The sequence below is a fragment of the Phycisphaerae bacterium genome (assembly GCA_035384605.1).
Lineage (GTDB): Bacteria > Planctomycetota > Phycisphaerae > UBA1845 > PWPN01 > JAUCQB01.
The window spans coordinates 1-19091 of the sequence record DAOOIV010000041.1 but is presented as its reverse complement, the minus strand read 5'-3'; the positions used below and the strand labels follow the sequence as shown (position 1 = coordinate 19091).

The following is a 19091-nucleotide window of genomic DNA, read 5'->3' as shown; positions in this document are numbered from 1 at the left end:
TGGCTGTGACCGTAGTCGTGGTCGTGGTGGCGCTGGTCACGGCCGAATACTACACCGCCAGACCCGATTTCTGCGGGTCCTGTCACATCATGGAGCCCTACTACCAATCCTGGACGCGCGACGTGCACGGCTCGAAGCTCAGCGTGGCGTGCGTTGAATGCCACTACGCCCCGGGTGAGCAGCATACGATTCGAGCCAAGTTCCGCGGCCTTGCGCAGGCGGCCGGCTACTTCAGCGGCCGATCCGGCTCCGGCCGGCTGCGCACTCACGTCAGCGACGCAAGCTGTCTGACTTCCGAATGTCACGGCGACCGCGTTTACCTGAACAAGGCTTTGCCTGTGGGTGAAGCCGGAACCGAGACGCGCCTCGTCAGCAGCCGGGAAACCGAGGTCGCACGCACGCCCACGGTCAGTTTTGTGCACAGTAAGCACTTGCAGGTGGCGACGCGGCTCGACGAGACGACCAAGGCCCTTGAACGGACAACTGCCAGGTTGAAGACGGCTCTCGGCGAAAACGAAACCTACGTCGCCCTCGCTCGTGAGGCGGCTTCCGTGGCTTCGTCGCCCGAGCGCGATGCGAGAATCCGCGAGAGGGTCAGGCAGACCGGATCTGCAGCCGTCGAGGCTGATGCCTTGGCGTGGGGACGCCTCGAGCGCCTCAAGATCCGCCTGAGACAGCTCAGCGGCATGACATGCGCCGCTTGCCACACTTACGATGCGTCGGCGAAACAACATCAAGCAGTTGATCGACAGGTGTGTTTCACCTGTCACTTCAGCCACGAGGCCTTCAACAAGGAAACCGCCGAGTGCCTGCGATGTCACGAGGCTCCGACGCGACGGATTGCTGTTCATGGGTGGACCAGCAGTCAACCCTCCGCCGTCATGATGGATCATCAGGAGATCGTCCGTCGCAACATCGACTGCTCGAGCTGTCACGCCGACGTCGTGAAGGGCCGGGGCGCGGTGACGATCCGTGAATGCTCGCAATGCCACCATCAGGAACGGTATACAGCGGAATTTGCCGAGCGGACCATCAGACAGGTGGAAGATTACCACCGCGTCCACGTGGCCGCCCAGAATGCCCGATGCGCTGACTGCCACGAAACGATCCGACACGAACTGGCGGCGCCGATCATGACGGCGTCGCACGAAGGATTCCTGCAAGTGGTACTCGAGAACTGTCAGCATTGTCATCCCAATCATCATCACGAGCAGGTGCAACTCCTGGCCGGCATCGGCGGCCGGGGACCGACCCTCGCCATGCCCAACGCGATGTTCGGATCGCGTACCAACTGCCGTGCCTGCCACACGCAGCCCGGTTCGGACCTCAAGGGGGCGAGCGTGATCACGGCAACGGCCTCCGCCTGTGTCGCCTGTCACAACGAATCATACGGCTCAACGCTGGATCAATGGATTCACGAAATCGCCGTCCGGCTGAAGGAGTGCGACAACTCGCTGAAGCAGCTCGACAAGCGGATCGAGCAGGCCCGATCCCAGGGGCGTGACGTCCCGCCTCGTGTCCTGGAATTGGCTGCACAGGTCCGGGCGAATGTGCAGTTTCTGCAGTTGGGCAATGGTATCCACAACCGGAACTATGCATTGGTCCTCCTGGACATCAGCGAGGCCGGTCTCCGGCAAGCCGCCGGGCTGCTGCCGGAGCCGTAATGCCTCGCCAGGCCTCCGTAGCGATGGCAACTCACCCTGTTCTCGGCGACCGCGGCCGGAAACGGCTCCGATACCACCCCGATCAGTGGGGCTATTCGCAACATGCCCGATTGATAGCCGTTATTCATGACAGGCATAACACAGATCCTTTTCTATGCCGCGCAACCGTACTTGCGGTTCCTCGCGAACAAGCGGGATCGCACCGTCGGCAAGGACGCTCCATTCAGGAAAGGTGCCTTCCTGATGAGGGTTATGACAGGTGGCGCACACGATGCGCTGTTCGTTCTCCAGAGGTAATCGGGTCAATGCCCTCCCGTCAGGCTGACCCTGCGGAAACAGTGGACGTCCCGCCCACAGAATGGGTTCGAGAGCCGGCATCAGAGTCCGCATCGGTTCGGCAACCTCATGGCCGATGTGACCGGGCTCGAAGTAGTCCAGGTGATTCGGATGGCAGGAAACGCACAACGATATGCCGTCGGCCCGAAGCAGGGGCTTGCCCGTCCGTGTGGGAGGAGCGTCGAGGTCGAATGAGGGCAGATGACAAAACCGGCAGGCATCATCATTCCGTTGTCCTGCACCGTCGAGCATGACGTGAACGTTGAGCCGACCCCCACCCGCTTGAAAGGCGGCGATGTGGCATTCCGCACAGAAGGCCATCGGTCCTTGCGCGGAAACAGGACGCAAAAATGAGCCGTTCAGCGCCGGACGCGGCTGAGGATAATCGCACGCTCTGCGGATGTCGTGACAGGTGACACAGCTCAGGGCGCCCCCGGGTGCGGGCCAGTTGTCGGGACGCCTGACCTGATCGCCGGCGAACAGCCGACCCACTGGATGCACCTCGCGTGCGGCCTGCGTCCCATCATGGCATTGCCGGCAAACGTCATTGATTCTACTCTGCTCAATCGAGAACGTGCGGTCTTTCCGGATCTGGTGGCAGTGTCGGCAGCCGTCGGTCGACCAATGCGGATTCTCTGCTCGGCCGGCAGGTTGGCTGGATGCAGGAGCCGTCGACGTCGGCTCGGCGGAGGAGACCGTGATCACCCCTGCAACCGTAACCGCAAGCACGCCGCTGAGCACAATGTTGCAGAGTTCACCGCGCACGCTGCGACTCCTGCACGGGAGACTCAAAGACGCCGAGCAGCAGCAGCGAATCTCGCCCAAGCGAGTCGGACACGACGATGTATGCGGTCGGGTCGGCGGTCTCTCGCACGGCGGCTTGGGGAGGAGCCGGCATCCGCTCCGGCGACAGAGCGAGAATACCGAACGGCAAGGTCAGCCCGCGCCATGCTTCCGATTGTTCCCGTATCTCAGTGACGAAGCGGCCATCTCCGTCAAAAACCACGACGGATTGGCGGCCGGCGTCGGTAACCAGCATTAACCCGCCGGCGGTCACGCACACCTGCTTCGGCCGAATCAACTCGCCTTGTCCTCGGCCCGGACGCCCAATCGGATCAAGCCAGCGGCCATCATTGCGATAGCGGAATACGCGGGCGCCAATCGCATCGACGGTTAGCAGAACACCATTCCTGGTGAATGCCAGACCGGTCGGAGCGACCAGATTGGGCTGCGACTTCGGGGGCACCAGACTATCAAGCCATTGGCGGGTGGTCAGATCCCATCGGTCGATCTGATGACCGCTGGTGTTGCCCACGTAAAGTATGTTGTCGCCCACGCACAGCGCGGCCGGACGAAATCGCTCGTCTGACGCCTCGGCAGGTTTGATCTCGCCGCGGAATCGCTGATCTACACCGTAGTGAAGCACTGATCGGAGATTCGCATCCGCGACGTACACGCTGTCAGGCGCTCCGACTGCAATGTCTACCGGGCATCTGGGACGATGATCGGGGTCGCCCCAGATGAGGCTGCTCCCGTCCGCCAGGTCTACTGCGATGATATCCGATCGTCCCTGGTCACAGACGAGTAGTCGAGTGCCAAGAAGGGCCATGCCTTGAGGGTTGCGCATCGCGGTCTTGCCGAAGCTGCTCGGGCCGTACAGCCACAGTTCCAGAGGCGGCGTTCGATCGAAGGTCGGGAGCAGATGGCTCAGGTTGCCGTACAGGACAAGGCGAGGCCACGCATCCGCGGAGGGGAAATGGAGAGGTTCGAACGTGTGCTTGTCGGCGCGGTGAAGCGAAACGCAGCCTGCGGTCGGCAGGATGGCCGAAATCGCAAGGCCGATCACGGCCCGCGGGAGACTTCGAGTCACTTGATGTGGCAGGACAGGCACAGTGCGCTCCTGCGGTTTGACATCACCAACATCTTGTCCACGCCCGATCGGTTGTGAGGATCGTGGCACGAAATACACTCGACCCGGCCGTCCGGAAGCGGAATCTTGCCCTCGGCCGTGACCATCGATTCGGCTCGATACTCACGACGATTGCTCGGATAAGGGACTCCGACGGGGTGGTCCCGCCAGACGAATTCGTCCGGGACTGCAAACCCCTCCCGGACGCCCGCCAGCAAGGCATGGCCGGACCCCATGGTCGAGGTCGCGACGGTGCCGTCATGGCAGCCAAGGCACACCAGGCTTGTCGGCCCCGGCGTATAACGGTCCACCGCAAAGACGCGACGCTGCCCGGCGATGCGATAGACCTCCACAGTCGCCGGCTGTGTGGTCAACACCCCGCCCCCAGGTTGAGACGCGGGACGCACGGCCATCATGTGGGGGACGTGACAGGCGCTGCAGGCCGTACCGGCGCCGCCCAGGACGTCGGTGAAGTCGTGCTTACTCCCCACCAGGCTTCGGCGAAGGTCGGCAACACGACCGCCCGCATCGTCCGGACGCGATTCGGGTGAAGCAGGCCGATCGACGGCTCCGCCCGACGATATTCCCAAGAATAGCAGCAAAACCGTGAACAAGAGCCTCATGTCTGATCTCTCATCTATAAAGGCCTCGGCGGCAACGCCGCCGGGCATGTTTACCTCGCGTATTCAAACCGTACGTGAACGACGCCGTGGCAGGTTAGCGTGCAACTGCCGCGGTAAGTCCCGCGATCCTCGTATTCGATTCTCGCTCCCAGCCCACCGGAAGCGGGCTGCACAATGGAGCGATCAAAATTGATCAGGCTGCTGTGATTCCTGCTGCTGCCCTGCGTCCGGCTAATGCCATGGGCGTCGTGGCAGGCGGAGCAGGGCGACCGGCCGTTGACGACGTGACGGCTGTGCAGCGGAAAACTCTCGTTGTTCAAAACGCTGGTCCGCTCATGACATCGATAGCACAGCGCATAGGCGATGACACTTTCGACCGTGTAATCCCGTGTTGAGTAGTTCGCAATCAGTAGCGGCCTGTAGATCGACCCATGGGGCCCCGCCCGTCTGTTCAACGAAAGGGCTGATCCCGCGTCGGAGTTGTGGCAGTCGGTGCATTTGGTCAGCGATCCGACGCGCCAGGGGCTTGTCAGGCTGACGACGTCGTGATTGTTCCTTGGCGCCGCGACCGGATGGAACGACGGGTTCGTCGGCTGAAACTCCAGCCGGGTGTTGGTCTGATGGATGTCGCGAGTGATCACCGCATTCTGCGGCCGTGATGGGTTGTCGGCGTGACACTTGAAGCAGACCTCGTATTCCCTCATCGCTTCGTTCACCGGCCTGCCCAGGATGTTCACTCCCGAGACGTATCGCATTCTGTTGTTGATCGGCTCCGGTGCCGTGGCACCCGGCCGGCTGATGAAATCATAGGCGGCCGCATGCGGATTATGACAGTCTGCGCAAGTGACGTGCCGGCTCATGGTCAGCGGATCCTCGACCGGATCATGGCAGTCGAAGAGCAGGGGCGCATTGTGAGCGCTCGGCTTGCAGATTTCACTTTCAATGTTGGTGCTCGCGACACTGCCATTATGGCAATTGAGACAGTTGTCTTCCAGGTTCGCGAAACGGAGCAATCGCTCGCGACCTCCGGCCGAATGAATCTTGTGACAATTGCCGCAGGCGTTTTCCGCCACGGATGCAAAGGGCAGACGCTCTCTCATGTCGACGGCCCGGCCGCGGATGACGGCCCGGCTGGTGGCGTGACTGGCCACGCCCCAGCCGTCCCTGTCGTGGCACGACAGGCAAATGGCCGATCGGACTTTGGTGATCCGCAGGAAGTTGCCCAGATGGTTGTTGTGAGGATCATGGCAGGTGGTGCAGTGCATCTCGCCGTGCTTGCCAAGCGGGAGTTCCCGCGAGATCACGCCGGGATCATGAAGCTGGTGGTCGCGGCCCGCCAGAGCGCGGTCGTAACGAAAACCGATCGGGTGGTCATCCGACAGATCCAGCGACAGGTTGCCGCGGCCAAGAGCCATGGTGCGCCGGCTCATCACCACGATGTCATCCGGCCGGCCGGCGAGCAGGCCGATCGCCAGCGAGCCATCATGGCAACTCAGGCACATCTTCGACGGACCGCTGGGCTGGTCGATGCGGGCGTCTGTGGTTGAACTCTCATAGATCCGGTAATGCGTGGGAGGCATGTGGCGATTCCACAGCGGACGCTGCCCGGTGGCGTTGTGCGGGGTATGGCAGAAGATACAGACCTGCTCTTCTTCCATTGCGTGAATCCTGCCCGGACCGCCGACACTGAGGTCATGCGGAGACCCTACAACGGTCTGACGGCCGGCGGCGCTGCTCCTGGGTTGCTCGCCCGCAGACAGAAGGTCGCCGCCGCCGATCGCCCAGAGAGCCAGTAATGTCCATCGCCCGATTCTCATGATGGCAGCAACTCGAACACTTGCACACGGCGGTTATACGTGTCCGCGACCCAGATTCGTCCTCGGGCGTCAATTGTCAAACCTGCCGGAAGACTGAACTCGCCTATTCCCTGCCCTTCGTGCCCGAGAGACATCAGCAGCCGTCCGTCGGGCGTGAACGCTTGCACATTCTCGAAATGGGCGTCCACGACCCAGATATTCCCTCGCGGGTCGAATGCAACGCCCTTGGGCAACGAAAGATCACCCGCGGCGTCGCCTTTCTTGCCGATTTGGGCGATGAACGCCCCGTCCGGTCCGAGATACTGAAGTCGGGAATTCAGCGAGTCGGCGACAACCAGTGCGGGGCCCGGGCCGCAGGCAAGGTGTGAGGGCCCGTTGAACTGGCCGGGGCCGTTGCCGTGGGTTCCAAAACGCAGCACGCAGACTCCTCGTTCGTCAAAGGCCAGTAGTGCGTGACCTGCGGAATCTGAGACGTAGCAAAGACCGTTCTCTGGACAGAACGCGATGCCGGCGGGCCGCTCCAGCGACTCATTCCGGATCCAGCGCGAGGTTGGGCACCCCAGAACCGCGATCGCTCCAGCCTTCGCGTCGGCCGTCCAGATGGACGCGCCCACCCACGCCACGCCAACGGGACACTGCAACCTGTCGGACCGCCCGATCGTCGTCAGTCTTTCATATTTGCCCGCCTCGAGGTCAAGCAGGTGAACACAAGCCCCGTTGGTGTCGGCGACCGCTACGCGCCGGCAGTCAGGATGCACGGCGACCGCGTGCGGCGTCACAAAAACCTCCGGTGACTTCGGGCCGTGCAGCAATTCGTCCCACCTCTCGCTCAGGCTCTTCTTTGCCCGGACGCTCTGGCTGCCCGCAAGGCAGCCAAGATACTGAACGCGGGCGACGTCCGGCGGCTTGGGCCAGACCACCGGTGGACTGGGCGGCGTCAACGGCGATACCGCAACCTGAGAGCAGCCGGAGACTGCAAACAGGATGATCGCCGCTCCTGGTCTTGCGGTGTATCCGTGCGCCTTGATCATGGCAAATCCCCCCGGCGAGGCAGCAGATGAGTGAGATTGCGCCGGACGTTGAGGTATACCCCGAAACCGCCGTCCCGGTTCCCAGCAATCGACAGCAAATCGTACTCCACTGTCAGGTCCACGGTCAGCGCTCCTCGGACATACTGAAACCCGCATTCCAGGTCGATGCCGTGGGTCGTGCCATCGACCGTGTCATCCTCCCATCGGTAGCCCAATCCGTTCTTCAACGCAAGCATCTGATTGATGCGAAAGCGGTCCTTGACATCAATATCCAGCCACCAGACGCGGCGGCGATCCCAACCTCCCTCGAACCAGTATCGCGACAGCTCCCCTGTCACGTCGAGCGAGTGGTCGGCCGTGCGGATAAGCGATGCCCGGCCGGTGAAATGGCAGGCATCATATGGCTCGGTGCTGTCGTCATACAGTTCATACTCTGCACCGGCTGACCAGCGATCGCGGTCGAATCGCGACCCGAGACGATGCCGGTGGCTGTCGTGTCGTCGCCAGGCGGTTGCCTCGCTCGTGTTCACGTCTTCGCAGCGGCTCTCCAGTGTGTAATAGGGCGTGAGGCCGAACTTGAAGGCGTGTTCAACCAGGAAGGAGTTGCGAAACTCGTTCATACTTGCCTCTGCGGGGATGATGTACTGGTAGTCGAAGTACACCACCTCGTTGTCCTCGATGCGGCCCGTGGGAATTCGCTCGACTCGCACGAGCTGTCCGAGATCGGTAACCAGATAATCGCTACCCGCAACATAGTATCTCGTCCGGCGTTCGTTGTGCGCCAGGATCGATCCGGGCACGATCCCCCGCTGGTTGAGGTAAACGGGCCTGGAACCCCCAAGAACGTGCCCTTCCGAGAGGACGTAGCGTCGACCGGCGTCCCCGTGGACCTCGGTTCGCTCAAACGCGGAAGCGAGGTTGATGGTCAGCTCGCCGGACGAGGTCGGGCGGACGTAGCTGACGTCAAACCCGCCGCCGTACTCCACAGAGTCGACGTCGTCGTCCGCCGCTTCGTACAGGCCGAACGTGTCCACAGTGATCCGCAGGTCCTCGCGCGGTCGATACAGGGCTTCCACGTCGAATTTGTGTTGTGTGATATCAATCGCGTCCTGCTGAAAGCGGTAGAGGTTGTACCGGTACACCGTCTTCAGCTTGTCGGTATGCGCCAGGGACAAGCGAGGCAGGAACTCGATCTCGTCGCGGGCCCAATCGCCGTCTTCTTGGCCGTAACGCAGCAACGTGTCCAGTCGGTGCTGCCCGGCCGACCCGAACGCCAGCTCGTGGCTGAGACGAAGTTCGTCGCGGCGGCTGTCGTAGTTGTAGCTGTCGCCTTGGTAATTGCTCTCCTCGCGATCGTGATCATATTGAACCCGCAGCTTCTGGTCCTGGGAGATGGCCCAGGTATGGTCGAGGTAGAAGCGGCTCACTTCAAGCTCCTCGTCATCCAGACGGTCCCGGTTTCCCCGACGTCTCACGTCGCTCCATTCGAGGCCGAGCTCCGTCGTGGTCGGCCCCGCGATAATCAGGGAGGATATACCCGCGCTGGTATCGATCTCGTGCAGCGAAGGCAGAAAACGACGCGGCAGCCGATGATCCGATCGCCTGGCGTAAACGCTGAAGGAAACAGGCTTGGCCTTGAGGACGTCGAGCGAGACGTCGTATTCGTGCAGGAATCCGTCGCTTTGATTCTCCTCGCGGCTCACGCCGTCCGCCTGCTCGGTGAAGCGGGTCTGCGATAGCCCGAATTCCAACGTTGCCCGGTACTCGATAAGGTTGGCGTCGTAGATATGCCCCGCCAATCCGGCCCCGACGAGTTCGTAGAGCCGAAAATCACGGTTCTCATGCAGGTAGTCGCTCGTCTCACCGCCATAACGGACGCGCCGCTGCGCGTACTCGCCCTCGATTCCAACGTACAGGTCCGTCAGGTTGATGCCGAATAATCGCCGCTCGCCGGATACAGGGGTCTCGCCCGCGGCAGGGGCGGTCGTCGGCGGCGCCTGACCCAGGGCAACCAAGGCGAAAAGCGGGTGGACGATCTGCAGCAACGTCGCGATCGCCTTAATACCGGGTTCCACTCGCATGTCGCCGTTGCCGGTTGATCAGAAGAGACGCTCATCAGAGCCTTATGGCCAGAAATCTGCGCGGATTGCGCGCATCTTTCTGAATCGCAGTGCGCTTTGTTTGCGACCCGCAAAAAGGTAATCCGCCTCAGGGACGGAGCACTCATGCCCTCCCGCACAAGAACGTCCCGCCCCCGTCTCGCCGTAGCCGCACCCGCCAAGGTCCGTCATGACTGTCTTGGGCGACGATCATGCCTGTGACACGCCCAGGGCAAGAGCACTGCGGTTGCGATCATGACAGCGCCGGCGAACCATGTCAACGGCCATGACCGCTTTGCCCCGGCCGACCCCCAGCCGCCCCAAGATCCGTTCGGATGCTGAACGACGGCTATGGATGTTCCAGAGAACCAATGAACCGAAGCCCACTGCACCAGCTCGGTGGATTCCGTCGCGTTGTCCTGCATAACGCGCTGCCGGCACGTTTTGGGTGATCGCCGGAGCAGGGCCGTTTGCACGAAGAGGGATCTGGCGAGAACTGCTTGGCTGCAAACACGTTGAACGGTAGACTGACCGATTCTCGCAAAGAAAGCCGGCGCGGTGATCCGGTCGAAAAGCCAAGAATAAGCACTGCGGGATAGCGTACAAGATGATGGACTTCAATGCTGAAAGTGTGCGGGACAGTAGGCGCCGTGCGCGGTCGCTGCTGTTCGGCTTGGCGGTTTCTGCTCTTGCGCTGGGTCAACGATGTGTCCCCATCCAGCCGCAGGCATGCGTTCCCGAGTTGGCTGATGATGACCACGTGTTGGCGGTCGGCCGGCCGGCGGTGACCGTGTTCGAGTACGCCAACTTCGAGTGTTCACACTGCGGGCAGTTTGCGCGGGAAACCTGGCCGACCCTCAGACAGGAGTACGTTGACACTGGCAAAGTCCGATGGATCGCGCGACACCGGCCCTTCCGCAGCGCCTACGCTCCTGTCGGTGTGGCGGCCCAGGCCAGTGAATGTGCGGCCGATCAGGGAGCTTTCTGGGAATACCGCGAGCTGGTGTATGCCAACCAGGCAGACCTGAGCGTGGCGGCCCTGAAGTCCTACGCGGTGGAACTGGCTCTGGATACCCAAGCGTTCGACGCGTGCCTGGACGGCCAGGTCAAGGCGGCCGAGATTGACGCCGAACGGGCTGCCGCCGAGGCACTGGGGGTGTGCTGCACGCCATACTTCTTCGTCGATGGCCGGCCCTTTGCCGGATTCCGCACCGTCGAGGAGTTCCGGACGATCCTGGACGCCGCCCTCGCCGCAGCCGGGGCCGATTGATCCGGTTCAGCCTGGTCATGCCGCGGCGTTTGGCTTTGTGTCGACCTGACCGCTTCCGGGTTCTTCATCAATCGCTTTCACCGCCGTAGCCGGCACCTCGCCAATGGTGAAGTCCGCCGCTCACGGCAAGACGCACATCGTCCTCGATTCTGTGCTCGACGTTATTACTGTCCGGCTGAGACGGCCCGATTGTGTATCAAATGCCTGATTCTCAAGGATTCCCTCGCCGCAGGAGGGGGTACACGATTTCAATTCGGCCTTCCGGTTGTGCCCCCCTTTCGGGCATCCTTGGGGACACTTCGTCCCCAGAAGCCGCCTGTGAACCAGGGTCAAACCGTTTTCGCCCGGCAGGTCGAGTTGTTGCCGCGACGGGGCCTTCGTGAACGCCGTCCATCGGTACGAGAAGCAGCATCGCGTGCGCAGCTTCTCGCGCATGAATCGACTGCTCTGCATGATCTTCGCCCAGGTTACCGGCCGTGCCGGTCTGCCCGAGACGGTCACGTGCTGACGGCCAAGCTCAAGCATCGTTATCCGCTCCGCCGGGATCCGGACGAAGTGCCGCAAACACGGAGCGCCACGATTCTCGAAAGACCCCTGTTTGTCGAGTGTTCTCAGAGTCCACGATGCAAAAAACAGGTGCGGTCCATGAATAATGGGTGTTGTTCGAGGTATGACCGGACAGTCGTGATGTTGTATAATCAATCCCCATGGTCAGCGGCTTCTCCTGCAGATTGGCGAGGAGTCTTGCGTCTGCCGGCATCGCTTGCAGCACGGTGCTCAGTCTGCCTGGCTGCGCGCCGCTGTGGGTCGATTCGCCCTCAACTCCCGCGACCTTTGCGGCCGGTTGGACCATCGTGCGCGTGCAGCGGGCCAACGGCACTCACTTCAGTGCCCTGCTCTACTATCCGGCGCTCGCCACCGGCAGAGATGCCCCCGTTGACCCGACCGGCGGCCCATATCCGGCCGTGACGTTTGGCCATGGCTGGCTGGTTCGCCCGCGGTGGTATGACTCGACCCTGGACCATCTGGCCGCGCAAGGATACGTGGTCATAGCCTCCGCCTCGCAAACCCGGTTGTTTCCCAGCCACCCGAAGTTCGCTGCCGACATGCGACAGTGCCTTACCTACCTTGAACAGCAGAACGTCGATCAGGACTCGTGGCTCTGCGGGCTGATCGATACGGAGCGCTTCGGCGTCGCCGGTCATTCGATGGGAGGGGGAGCGAGTCTCCTGGCGGCCGCCGCCGACGATCGCATCAAGGCGGTCGTGGCCCTCTCGCCGGCGGAAACCTGGCCCGACTCGGCCATCGCCGCCGCAGCGAGCATCCACGTTCCGATCTGCTACATCGTCGGCTCGCAGGATAGCTTCACGCCGCTCGAGGTTCACACTCAGCCAATGTACGACAATTCCAATCCACCCCGGCAACTCCTTGTTCTCATCGGCGGCTATCACTGCGGCTTTATTGATCCCGCGGTACCGCTGTTCTGCGATTCCGGCACCATGGACCATCGGCTTCAACTCGACATCACCTGGGAGCGGATGACCGAGTTCTTCGACCTTTATCTCAAGGGCCGGTAAGAGATGTCAGTGTGAAGTCCATCTCGTGAGTCGCTGCCGGTCTGAGGGTCACGACAAAGGTCCTCGGCCGATAACCGTCGGCCGAGCAGCAGACCGCATATCGGCCCGCGGTCACTCTCGACAAGGTGTATTCGCCGTTCGGGCGGCTCTTCACCGAGTAACCCCAGGGATTCAATGTGACCGTCGCGCCCGGGATCGCCTTGTTTGTCAGGGTCTTGACCGTGCCCTTGAGTGTGCTCAGCGAACTGTGCAACTCAGCCTCACCCAAAACGGTGAAGCAGAGATCCTCATTCTCCGGCCCCGCAGTGCCGCCGAAGTAGCAACGGCCCAGCGGATAGCCGTCGTGTTTGTTCGTAAACGCAAAGAGTCCGGGCTCGTCGGCAAGGGCTTTCAAATAGTATGTTCGGCCGGAGGTGACCGGTACTTCGCCCGGCTGCCAGCTTACCGAGTAGACCTGTCCCATCGGGCGATAATTCCAGGGATGGCATGTTTTGGTCGGGCCAACCTGCCTGCCCTCTGGGCCGTCCTCGTGAATGCTGAATCGTGTCCTCACGTATTGGCCCTCGATCGCGGTGCCGAACAGTGTCACCACGTTGACGAAGGACCCGATCGCCTTGAAAGTCTGCCCGATGTGAGTGCTGCCGTGGCCTTTGCCGTCGGTTCTTTGCCATTGAGCCATCGTCCACAACCCGTCGTCGTCGCATTCGATGACACAGCGGATGTCCGCTTGCGGCTCCGGACGGCCGTCGTAAAACGCATGCCCGGGACCGTAGGACCGGCCGCCTTTCTTCTCGCAGACCGACAGGCTGAACTCGCCGTTATCCGGCCGCCACAGCTTGACATAGTACGACTGCCCCGGCAAAGCCGGAACCTCGCCGTGTCGCCAGGTGAAGGAATCCGCGGCATCGACGGCCTGGTCACGGGCCGGCCCGATCCGCTCGTGCGTGATTGCATCATGGATTGAGCAGTACAAGGCCGCGTTGTCGAAGGTCCAGACGGTGACCTTCACCACGTCGCCGGTCGCCACAAACGTCTGCCGGATTTCGCGGCAGGCCGGGCTCTTCTCCGTCGCCCGCACACGGACGAAATATGCGGCATCAACCTGAAACGTTCCCGGCGTGACGATATCTTCGCGAACCGGAACAAAACTAAACAGCTTCGGCCGGAAATAGTACAAGTCGCCCAGGACCAGCGAGTACTCGCCGGCCGCCAGGTCCTTGATCTCGTAATAGCCGTTGTTGCTGATCCGCGCCCAGGCCAGGTTGGTGCTCTCTCCCGAGCGGCACTGGGTGATTTCCATCTCATACAGGCTGGCGTCGTCGAAATCATGGGCGTATCCGGCGATACTGCCTGCCCAGGCCCACGAGACGCCTGAAACAAAGAACGTACAAGACAAAACCACGCGACGAAAGCAGTAAGCTGCCATGACCGTTCCTCACCTCTGCATAACGGCGGACGGCAAGGTCGCAGGCCGATCTTCAGACCCAAGCGGGCGGCCATTCAGGTCCTGCGCGCTTGAGTTCCCAGGGACACGCCGCGCACCGACTTCAATGCCCATGATCCATCCAACGGTTGACGTCAAGAATCCCGCTCCGCGACCGGCCTGTCAACACAGAATGGCACAACCACGGACCAATATCAACTCTGGCCCTGACAGCTTGTCCCCACCGACGCCTTGGCGCCCTCTTCAACGCCGGAGCATGGCTGCCTGAGAGGTGGTGACAGGCCCATTCTCCGCCACCGCCGTCCCCTCAAGGAACGCGGGAATTCGTCCCCATGAGGGCACAACGGGCGGGTCCAGGGGCACGATCGCAGAGTCTCTCAGGATGGCCCTGGCTTTCTCCGAAAGCACGAACCGGACGAACTCCTGGGCAATCGTTCGATTCCGGCAGCCCTCCGTGATGGTGATGCCAAACGAAACGCAGGAACCCGATATGGTTTCAACACCTCCGCGGTAACTCGGCACTTCGGTCTGGGCCTTCGCATATTGACTCTCAAGACCAGGGTCACCGAGGTTTATGGCCGGCGGCAGACTTACGAAAGGCAGATGGTGATCAACCACGTGACAGCGGTACAGAAACGCATAATCATAGGCCGCGCTCGTTTCCAGCAACGACAGCAAGGTCAGGGCGTCCTCCTTGACGTGCCTCGGATCACAACCGGCCTTCAGTTCCTCGTAAAGTCGGCGATGACCGGTTTTCGTTGCGTAGTGCTTCTCCGCGAGCTTCCAGCAAAGCATCGCGAAGTACCCGCAAGGGTCCTGAGTGGGGTCGGCGTGCGAGTAGTGAACGTCCTTTCGCAGCAGGATCTCGTACCAGTTGTCCGGTGTGATCTCTGAAGCATACTTGCCGGCGTCGGTGTGCCCGATGACCATCTCGGTGGTGCCGAACTTGACGACCCATGTGGCCGTATGCGGATTGAGCATTCTTTCGACCAGGCGGGCGTCGGCCACCGCCGCCACATCGCACTTGCGCAGCGGAACCAGTCGCAGGAGCACCACACTGCCTTGAAACTCAAGCTCAATGTTAACGTCGGGGTGCTCCTTCTCGAACTCGCTCTTGATGCGGGTGAAGCTGTGTGCCAGGGCATCCGCGGCGAACACCCGCAGCGTCTTCTTCTGCTCGCCCTTCAGTCGAAGAAGAAGTACCATGGCGATAATGACGGCGATCAGACCCAGCAGTTTCAGCGTTCGACCTCGAGCCTGGCCCACTGACATTTCCTGCAACCTCAAGAAACCCGCCTTGTTCGACGACCGTACGGACGGCCGACCGCCGGATTGGCGGCGGCCCACGACCGACTTCGTGTATGCTACCCCGACGAGCCGGCGGCAACCGGCGCCGCATCCTCGCCGGGGAATATCAATACGCGTCGGGATGGAATCCGGATTCGCACGCGTTGCCCGGGTTCCAGCCTCATCGTTGCTTCTCGCCGGCTCGACAACTGCCCTTCGAGCCGCACTTGGTCTGAAAGCGATCGCATGAGCACCGTGCACGTACAGGCATGCCGTCGGACCGCCTCGATGACCGCGGGGCTTCCCTCCTCTGTGCACGAACCGGGGCCGTCGGCAACCTCAGGTGTGATTTCGACGTCTTGTGCCCGGATCCCCAACCAGCAGGCTCGATCGGGCGTGATCGGCTCGCCATGGGCAGCCGCAATCATAAGATCCCCGACTCGAAAGAGCCGTTCACCCTCCGCCGGCCCTGCTCCAACGCATTGCCCGCGGAGAATGTTTTCGACGAGCAGAAACCTGGCCACGGGCAGGTTTGCCGGGTTCTCGTAGACAAACCGGGGTTGTCCAACCTGCTCGATCCCGCCGTCAATCATGATGCCGATCCGGTCTGCCAAGGCAAATGCTTCATCGAGGTCGTGCGTCACCAGAACGGTCGTCAATCGCAGCCGACGCTGAACGTCGCGCATCTCCACATGGAGTTGCCGCCGCGTCGAGGTGTCCAATGCCCCGAACGGCTCGTCCAGGAACAGCACGCGAGGCTCCACGGCAAGTGCTCGCGCCAGCGCAACCCTCTGCTTTTCGCCGCCGCTGAGGCTCCGGACATCCCGCCGGCTCAACAGCGATTCGATACGGAGCATGCTCGCAACCGAGCGTATCCGGCGGTCGATCTCCGTAGAGGGCGTGTTCCTGATGCGCAACCCGAAGCCGATGTTCTCGGGTACGGACAGGTGGGGAAACAGCGCAAGATCCTGTGGAACGTAGGAGAAACGACGCTGTTCGGGAGGCGCGGTCGTGATATCCGCGTCTTCGACAAGAATGCGGCCGTGAGCGGGCGGCTTGACGCCCATGATCGTTTCAAGCAGGAGGGTCTTGCCCGCACCGGATGGTCCGATCAGCGCGAAGCATTCGCCCGCACTGATCAACAGGCTCACCTTCTTCAGCGAGAAGTACCCGTATCGGGCAATGACGTCGCAGACCTGGATCATGAGCTTCTCCGCATAAGCAGGCCCACCATGATCACCACGACCACCGTGACGAACGTCAGGACCAGGCTGAGCGCAATGGCGCGATCCAGGCTGACGGACGCCAGATTCAGGTAGATGCTGACCGGCATCGTTTCTGTCTTGCCCTTCACCGCGCCGGCAATGGTTGAGGATGCCCCGAAGTCGCCCATAGCGCGAACCCAGCCCAGCACAAACGCCGCAATGATGCCGTTTCGAGCCAGCGGCAGTGAGACGTGTCGAAAAGCCTGCCAGGGCGTGCAGCCCAGAAAGCGCGCCACCTGCTCCAGCCGGGCGTCGACCGCCGAAAACGTCGAGCGGACCACGAGAACCGAGATGGCGTACGCCAGGAAGAACTCGGCCAGAATGATCCCCGGCACCTCGAACACGAAACGGATCAGGTGATCTTCTATCCACGTTCCGGCCTCGGTTCGAAAGATAAGCAGCAGCGCCACGCCAAGACTGATCGGCGACATCACAATAGGCACGATCAGCAGGCTCTCCACCAGCCATCGTCCCGGAAACTGGATGCGAGCCAGAGCCAGGCCGGTAGGAATGGCCAGCAAGATCGCAGCGACTGATGCGAGGCCCGACGTTATGAAGCTGAGGTAAATGGCGTGCTGGACGTCGTGCTCGGTCAATGCCCGCAGCGGCGCCTTGGCGCCGGTGTAGGCGCCCTGAACCAGAATCAGCATCAGCATCAACGTGGTGCTCACACCCACGGCCGTCAGCAAGATCGCATCAAATCGGTTTCTGATCATGTCTCTTTGAGCACCCAGAAGCCGCCGGGCGGCAACTACCATTCCTCAGGGAGTCTCCATTCGCCGCCGACGGGAGTATCAGGGAGCGCGTACGTGCGCGCCTCCTCCAGCGTCGTGACGTAGTGCCATCGTCGAAACGACTCCCTGCCTTGGCCGTTCACCAGGAACTCGATAAGCTTCAATGCTTGTTCTTTTTCTTTGCTGAAGACCGAAACGGCGATGGGAAGGTAGCCGATACGGGGGACTTCGTTCGGCTTGAGCAAGATGGTTTCGATCTTGTCCGGTTGCCAGTAGTGGAACACCTCCCAACCGAGAATCGCGTCCACTGAACCGATCGCCACGAGTTGAGCAGTCTTCTCGCACGACTCAACATGGGTGACGATGTTGGGCTTGACCCGAGCAGCGTAACCGTTCCGCTCCAACACCTCTGCCGCATAGAGCCCTACGCAAACCGAGTCGGGGCGGGCAATACCCACTCTCACGCCCGGCTTTGCCAGATCCTCCAGCCCCTTGATGCCCTTGGGATTCCCGGCCGGAACGTTGATCGCCGGTATCAGATAGGCCACACGACGTTCCGTCTCCGGCAGGACCAGCCGTTCCCGCTTTGCCATCTCCATGAAATCCGATGACCCCGGAAAGTACAGGTCGCCCCTGCGGGCCAGTTTCATCTCCGCCAGCATCTTGCCGGACCCGCCGAAATGCAGCAGCATCCTGGTTCCAGTCGCGTTCTCGTAGACTTGTGCCGCCTCTTCGACAGGCGGCTTGGTTGCCGAACCGACGAAAAGCTCCAGTGTCACGCCGGACGCCTGTCCGCTGCTATCAGGCCGAGACGAAGTCCCCGGCGAATGCTTGCCGTCAGACCCCGGCCTCTCGTTGCATCCCACGACCAAGAAGAACATCACCGCCGGCCACGACGCCAAACGCCTTAACAGAATGCATCTCCGGGACATGGGAGTGTTCCTCCGCGCCCTTTCAATTTCGCACGACCTGCGGGATGACGGACATGATCTTACCTTCGACTTGCCCTGGGTCCAACCGCCCCGGAAAAACGTCAAAGCCGTTTCAGACACCAGATCGGGACTTCCGGTTTCATTCGTCCCCCACGCCTGCCTCGCGCTGGGGGATGGATCTTCGACTCGCCGCGCCAGGTCTTCGATTTCGTTCCTCCGGTTTCACTCACTATGACGTCAGCAGACCTCGAGAGCCCTAGTCGATCGCCACCTTTGGGGAGGTCATCTCTCGGGGGAGAGCCAACCGCGTGAATCGCTCAACGTTGCCTTGGCTGCCCACCCATGCGCTGGCTCGCTCAAGCGAGAGGGCCAACCCCGCGGTGTCCAGCTTGCCGGGAGCAAGCTCCTGCACCACCTTCTGATCGCTCAGCCGCAGCACTCGGAAACTCCCGTCGGACCCAAGGGCCGCCAGGTAGGCCGAGTCGTTGGTGAACTCCGCCGCGGTCAGCTTGACCAACCCGCGGCCGCCTGGTCCGGATTCGCCCGGCCGTATCGACCACACGCTCTTGTGCCCGGCGTAAAGCGTCAACCGGCACGAGTCGTCCTGCACGATGAACTGCTCCCCGTCGGGCAGATACCGAACCAGCGTCGCGATCGGACCGACGCGCTCCTTCTGCCGCCACATGATCCTGCATCGCAAATAGTCAATCTCCATCACGCCGCTATCCGTGCCGACAAGCAAGTGGCGTCCGCCCGGGCGGGCGTCGAGACTGAGAATCCGCGATTCCTTCAGAGTCTTGCCCAGGGTCTGGAAATCGCTGCCTTCGTACAGCATGTCATGTTGACGGTCCGGGATGCGGCGCACGAGGGTGCCGTCACGAAGGGAAACAATGTCCACGACGCCCGTGCCTCCGCAGGCGATGTGAGCACCGTCGTCGAGAAAGGCGGCTGCTCCGCGATCGTCCCCACCGCCGGGAACGGAGAGGATTAACGGTGCGGCGGCGGACGAGGCGGTGTTCCACACCCGGCAGTTCCCATCCGTGCCAACCGTGGCGATATAGTCACCCTCGGGGCTCACTCGCAGCTCGCGCACCGACCCGCGA

16 protein-coding genes are annotated in these 19091 nt (G+C 61.9%); 4 read left to right on the top strand and 12 right to left on the bottom strand.

The genetic code is table 11. The features are described 5' to 3' along the window. The first annotated feature begins 5 nt into the window (after positions 1–5). Positions 6–1664 carry a cytochrome c3 family protein gene (locus tag PLL20_10975; GenBank protein HPD30509.1) on the top strand — a complete coding sequence of 553 codons (1659 nt, stop codon included), beginning with the start codon at positions 6–8 and terminating at the stop codon, positions 1662–1664. Between the two features lie 120 nt (positions 1665–1784). Here PLL20_10975 and PLL20_10970 read toward each other — a convergent pair whose 3' ends face one another. The 6 genes from PLL20_10970 to PLL20_10945 are packed head-to-tail and all read right to left on the bottom strand — an operon-like array spanning position 1785 to position 9461. Then, the gene (locus PLL20_10970; protein ID HPD30508.1) at positions 1785–2765 is read right to left on the bottom strand and encodes a hypothetical protein; all 981 of its coding nucleotides are present in this window, start codon (positions 2763–2765) and stop codon (positions 1785–1787) included. Further along, positions 2755–3891 carry a hypothetical protein gene (locus tag PLL20_10965; protein HPD30507.1) on the bottom strand — a complete coding sequence of 379 codons (1137 nt, stop codon included), beginning with the start codon at positions 3889–3891 and terminating at the stop codon, positions 2755–2757. The genes PLL20_10970 and PLL20_10965 overlap by 11 nt, the downstream gene beginning before the upstream one ends. After that, on the bottom strand, positions 3867–4532 hold the full coding sequence (locus PLL20_10960; protein HPD30506.1) for a cytochrome c3 family protein: 666 nt from the start codon (positions 4530–4532) through the stop codon (positions 3867–3869). Before PLL20_10960 ends, PLL20_10965 begins: the two co-directional genes overlap by 25 nt. A 50-nt stretch (positions 4533–4582) precedes the next feature. Further along, positions 4583–6349 (bottom strand): cytochrome c3 family protein, encoded by a 1767-nt coding sequence (locus PLL20_10955; GenBank protein ID HPD30505.1) that lies wholly within the window; start codon positions 6347–6349, stop codon positions 4583–4585. Then, positions 6346–7380 (bottom strand): hypothetical protein, encoded by a 1035-nt coding sequence (locus PLL20_10950; protein HPD30504.1) that lies wholly within the window; start codon positions 7378–7380, stop codon positions 6346–6348. Before PLL20_10950 ends, PLL20_10955 begins: the two co-directional genes overlap by 4 nt. Continuing rightward, on the bottom strand, positions 7377–9461 hold the full coding sequence (locus tag PLL20_10945; protein HPD30503.1) for a hypothetical protein: 2085 nt from the start codon (positions 9459–9461) through the stop codon (positions 7377–7379). Before PLL20_10945 ends, PLL20_10950 begins: the two co-directional genes overlap by 4 nt. A 625-nt stretch (positions 9462–10086) precedes the next feature. Here PLL20_10945 and PLL20_10940 point away from each other — a divergent pair. The 3 genes from PLL20_10940 (at position 10087) to PLL20_10930 (ending at position 12326) form a co-directional block, all read left to right on the top strand. Next, a complete protein-coding gene (locus PLL20_10940; protein ID HPD30502.1) occupies positions 10087–10749 on the top strand; it encodes a thioredoxin domain-containing protein in 663 nt (220 codons plus the stop codon). A gap of 379 nt (positions 10750–11128) precedes the next feature. Further along, positions 11129–11257 carry a DUF4372 domain-containing protein gene (locus tag PLL20_10935; protein HPD30501.1) on the top strand — a complete coding sequence of 43 codons (129 nt, stop codon included), beginning with the start codon at positions 11129–11131 and terminating at the stop codon, positions 11255–11257. 265 nt (positions 11258–11522) lie between these two features. Further along, positions 11523–12326, top strand: coding sequence for a dienelactone hydrolase family protein (locus PLL20_10930; GenBank protein ID HPD30500.1), 804 nt, complete (start codon positions 11523–11525; stop codon positions 12324–12326). Here PLL20_10930 and PLL20_10925 read toward each other — a convergent pair. The 6 genes from PLL20_10925 to PLL20_10900 form a co-directional block, all read right to left on the bottom strand. Beyond that, positions 12313–13752, bottom strand: coding sequence for a carboxypeptidase-like regulatory domain-containing protein (locus tag PLL20_10925; GenBank protein ID HPD30499.1), 1440 nt, complete (start codon positions 13750–13752; stop codon positions 12313–12315). The genes PLL20_10930 and PLL20_10925 overlap by 14 nt on opposite strands. Before the next feature lie 261 nt (positions 13753–14013). Next, a complete protein-coding gene (locus PLL20_10920) occupies positions 14014–15036 on the bottom strand; it encodes an extracellular solute-binding protein (protein HPD30498.1) in 1023 nt (340 codons plus the stop codon). Positions 15037–15134: 98 nt separating this feature from the next. Continuing rightward, positions 15135–16262, bottom strand: coding sequence for an ATP-binding cassette domain-containing protein (locus PLL20_10915; protein ID HPD30497.1), 1128 nt, complete (start codon positions 16260–16262; stop codon positions 15135–15137). Further along, a complete protein-coding gene (locus PLL20_10910) occupies positions 16259–17038 on the bottom strand; it encodes an ABC transporter permease subunit (GenBank protein ID HPD30496.1) in 780 nt (259 codons plus the stop codon). Before PLL20_10910 ends, PLL20_10915 begins: the two co-directional genes overlap by 4 nt. Before the next feature lie 35 nt (positions 17039–17073). Then, entirely contained in the window at positions 17074–17835 is a 762-nt protein-coding gene (locus PLL20_10905; GenBank protein ID HPD30495.1) for a substrate-binding domain-containing protein, read from the bottom strand. 409 nt (positions 17836–18244) lie between these two features. Further along, positions 18245–19091, bottom strand: an 847-nt coding sequence (locus PLL20_10900; protein HPD30494.1) for a hypothetical protein, incomplete at its 5' end; no start/stop codon positions are given.

Bases quoted from the DNA above. Each gene is read 5' to 3' on its own strand.
- PLL20_10960 (HPD30506.1), bottom strand. From the start codon at position 4,532: ATGAGGCTCTTGTTCACGGTTTTGCTGCTATTCTTGGGAATATCGTCG.
- PLL20_10955 (HPD30505.1), bottom strand. From the start codon at position 6,349: ATGAGAATCGGGCGATGGACATTACTGGCTCTCTGGGCGATCGGCGGC.
- PLL20_10950 (HPD30504.1), bottom strand. From the start codon at position 7,380: ATGATCAAGGCGCACGGATACACCGCAAGACCAGGAGCGGCGATCATC.
- PLL20_10945 (HPD30503.1), bottom strand. From the start codon at position 9,461: ATGCGAGTGGAACCCGGTATTAAGGCGATCGCGACGTTGCTGCAGATC.
- PLL20_10940 (HPD30502.1), top strand. From the start codon at position 10,087: ATGATGGACTTCAATGCTGAAAGTGTGCGGGACAGTAGGCGCCGTGCG.
- PLL20_10925 (HPD30499.1), bottom strand. From the start codon at position 13,752: ATGGCAGCTTACTGCTTTCGTCGCGTGGTTTTGTCTTGTACGTTCTTT.
- PLL20_10915 (HPD30497.1), bottom strand. From the start codon at position 16,262: ATGATCCAGGTCTGCGACGTCATTGCCCGATACGGGTACTTCTCGCTG.
- PLL20_10910 (HPD30496.1), bottom strand. From the start codon at position 17,038: ATGATCAGAAACCGATTTGATGCGATCTTGCTGACGGCCGTGGGTGTG.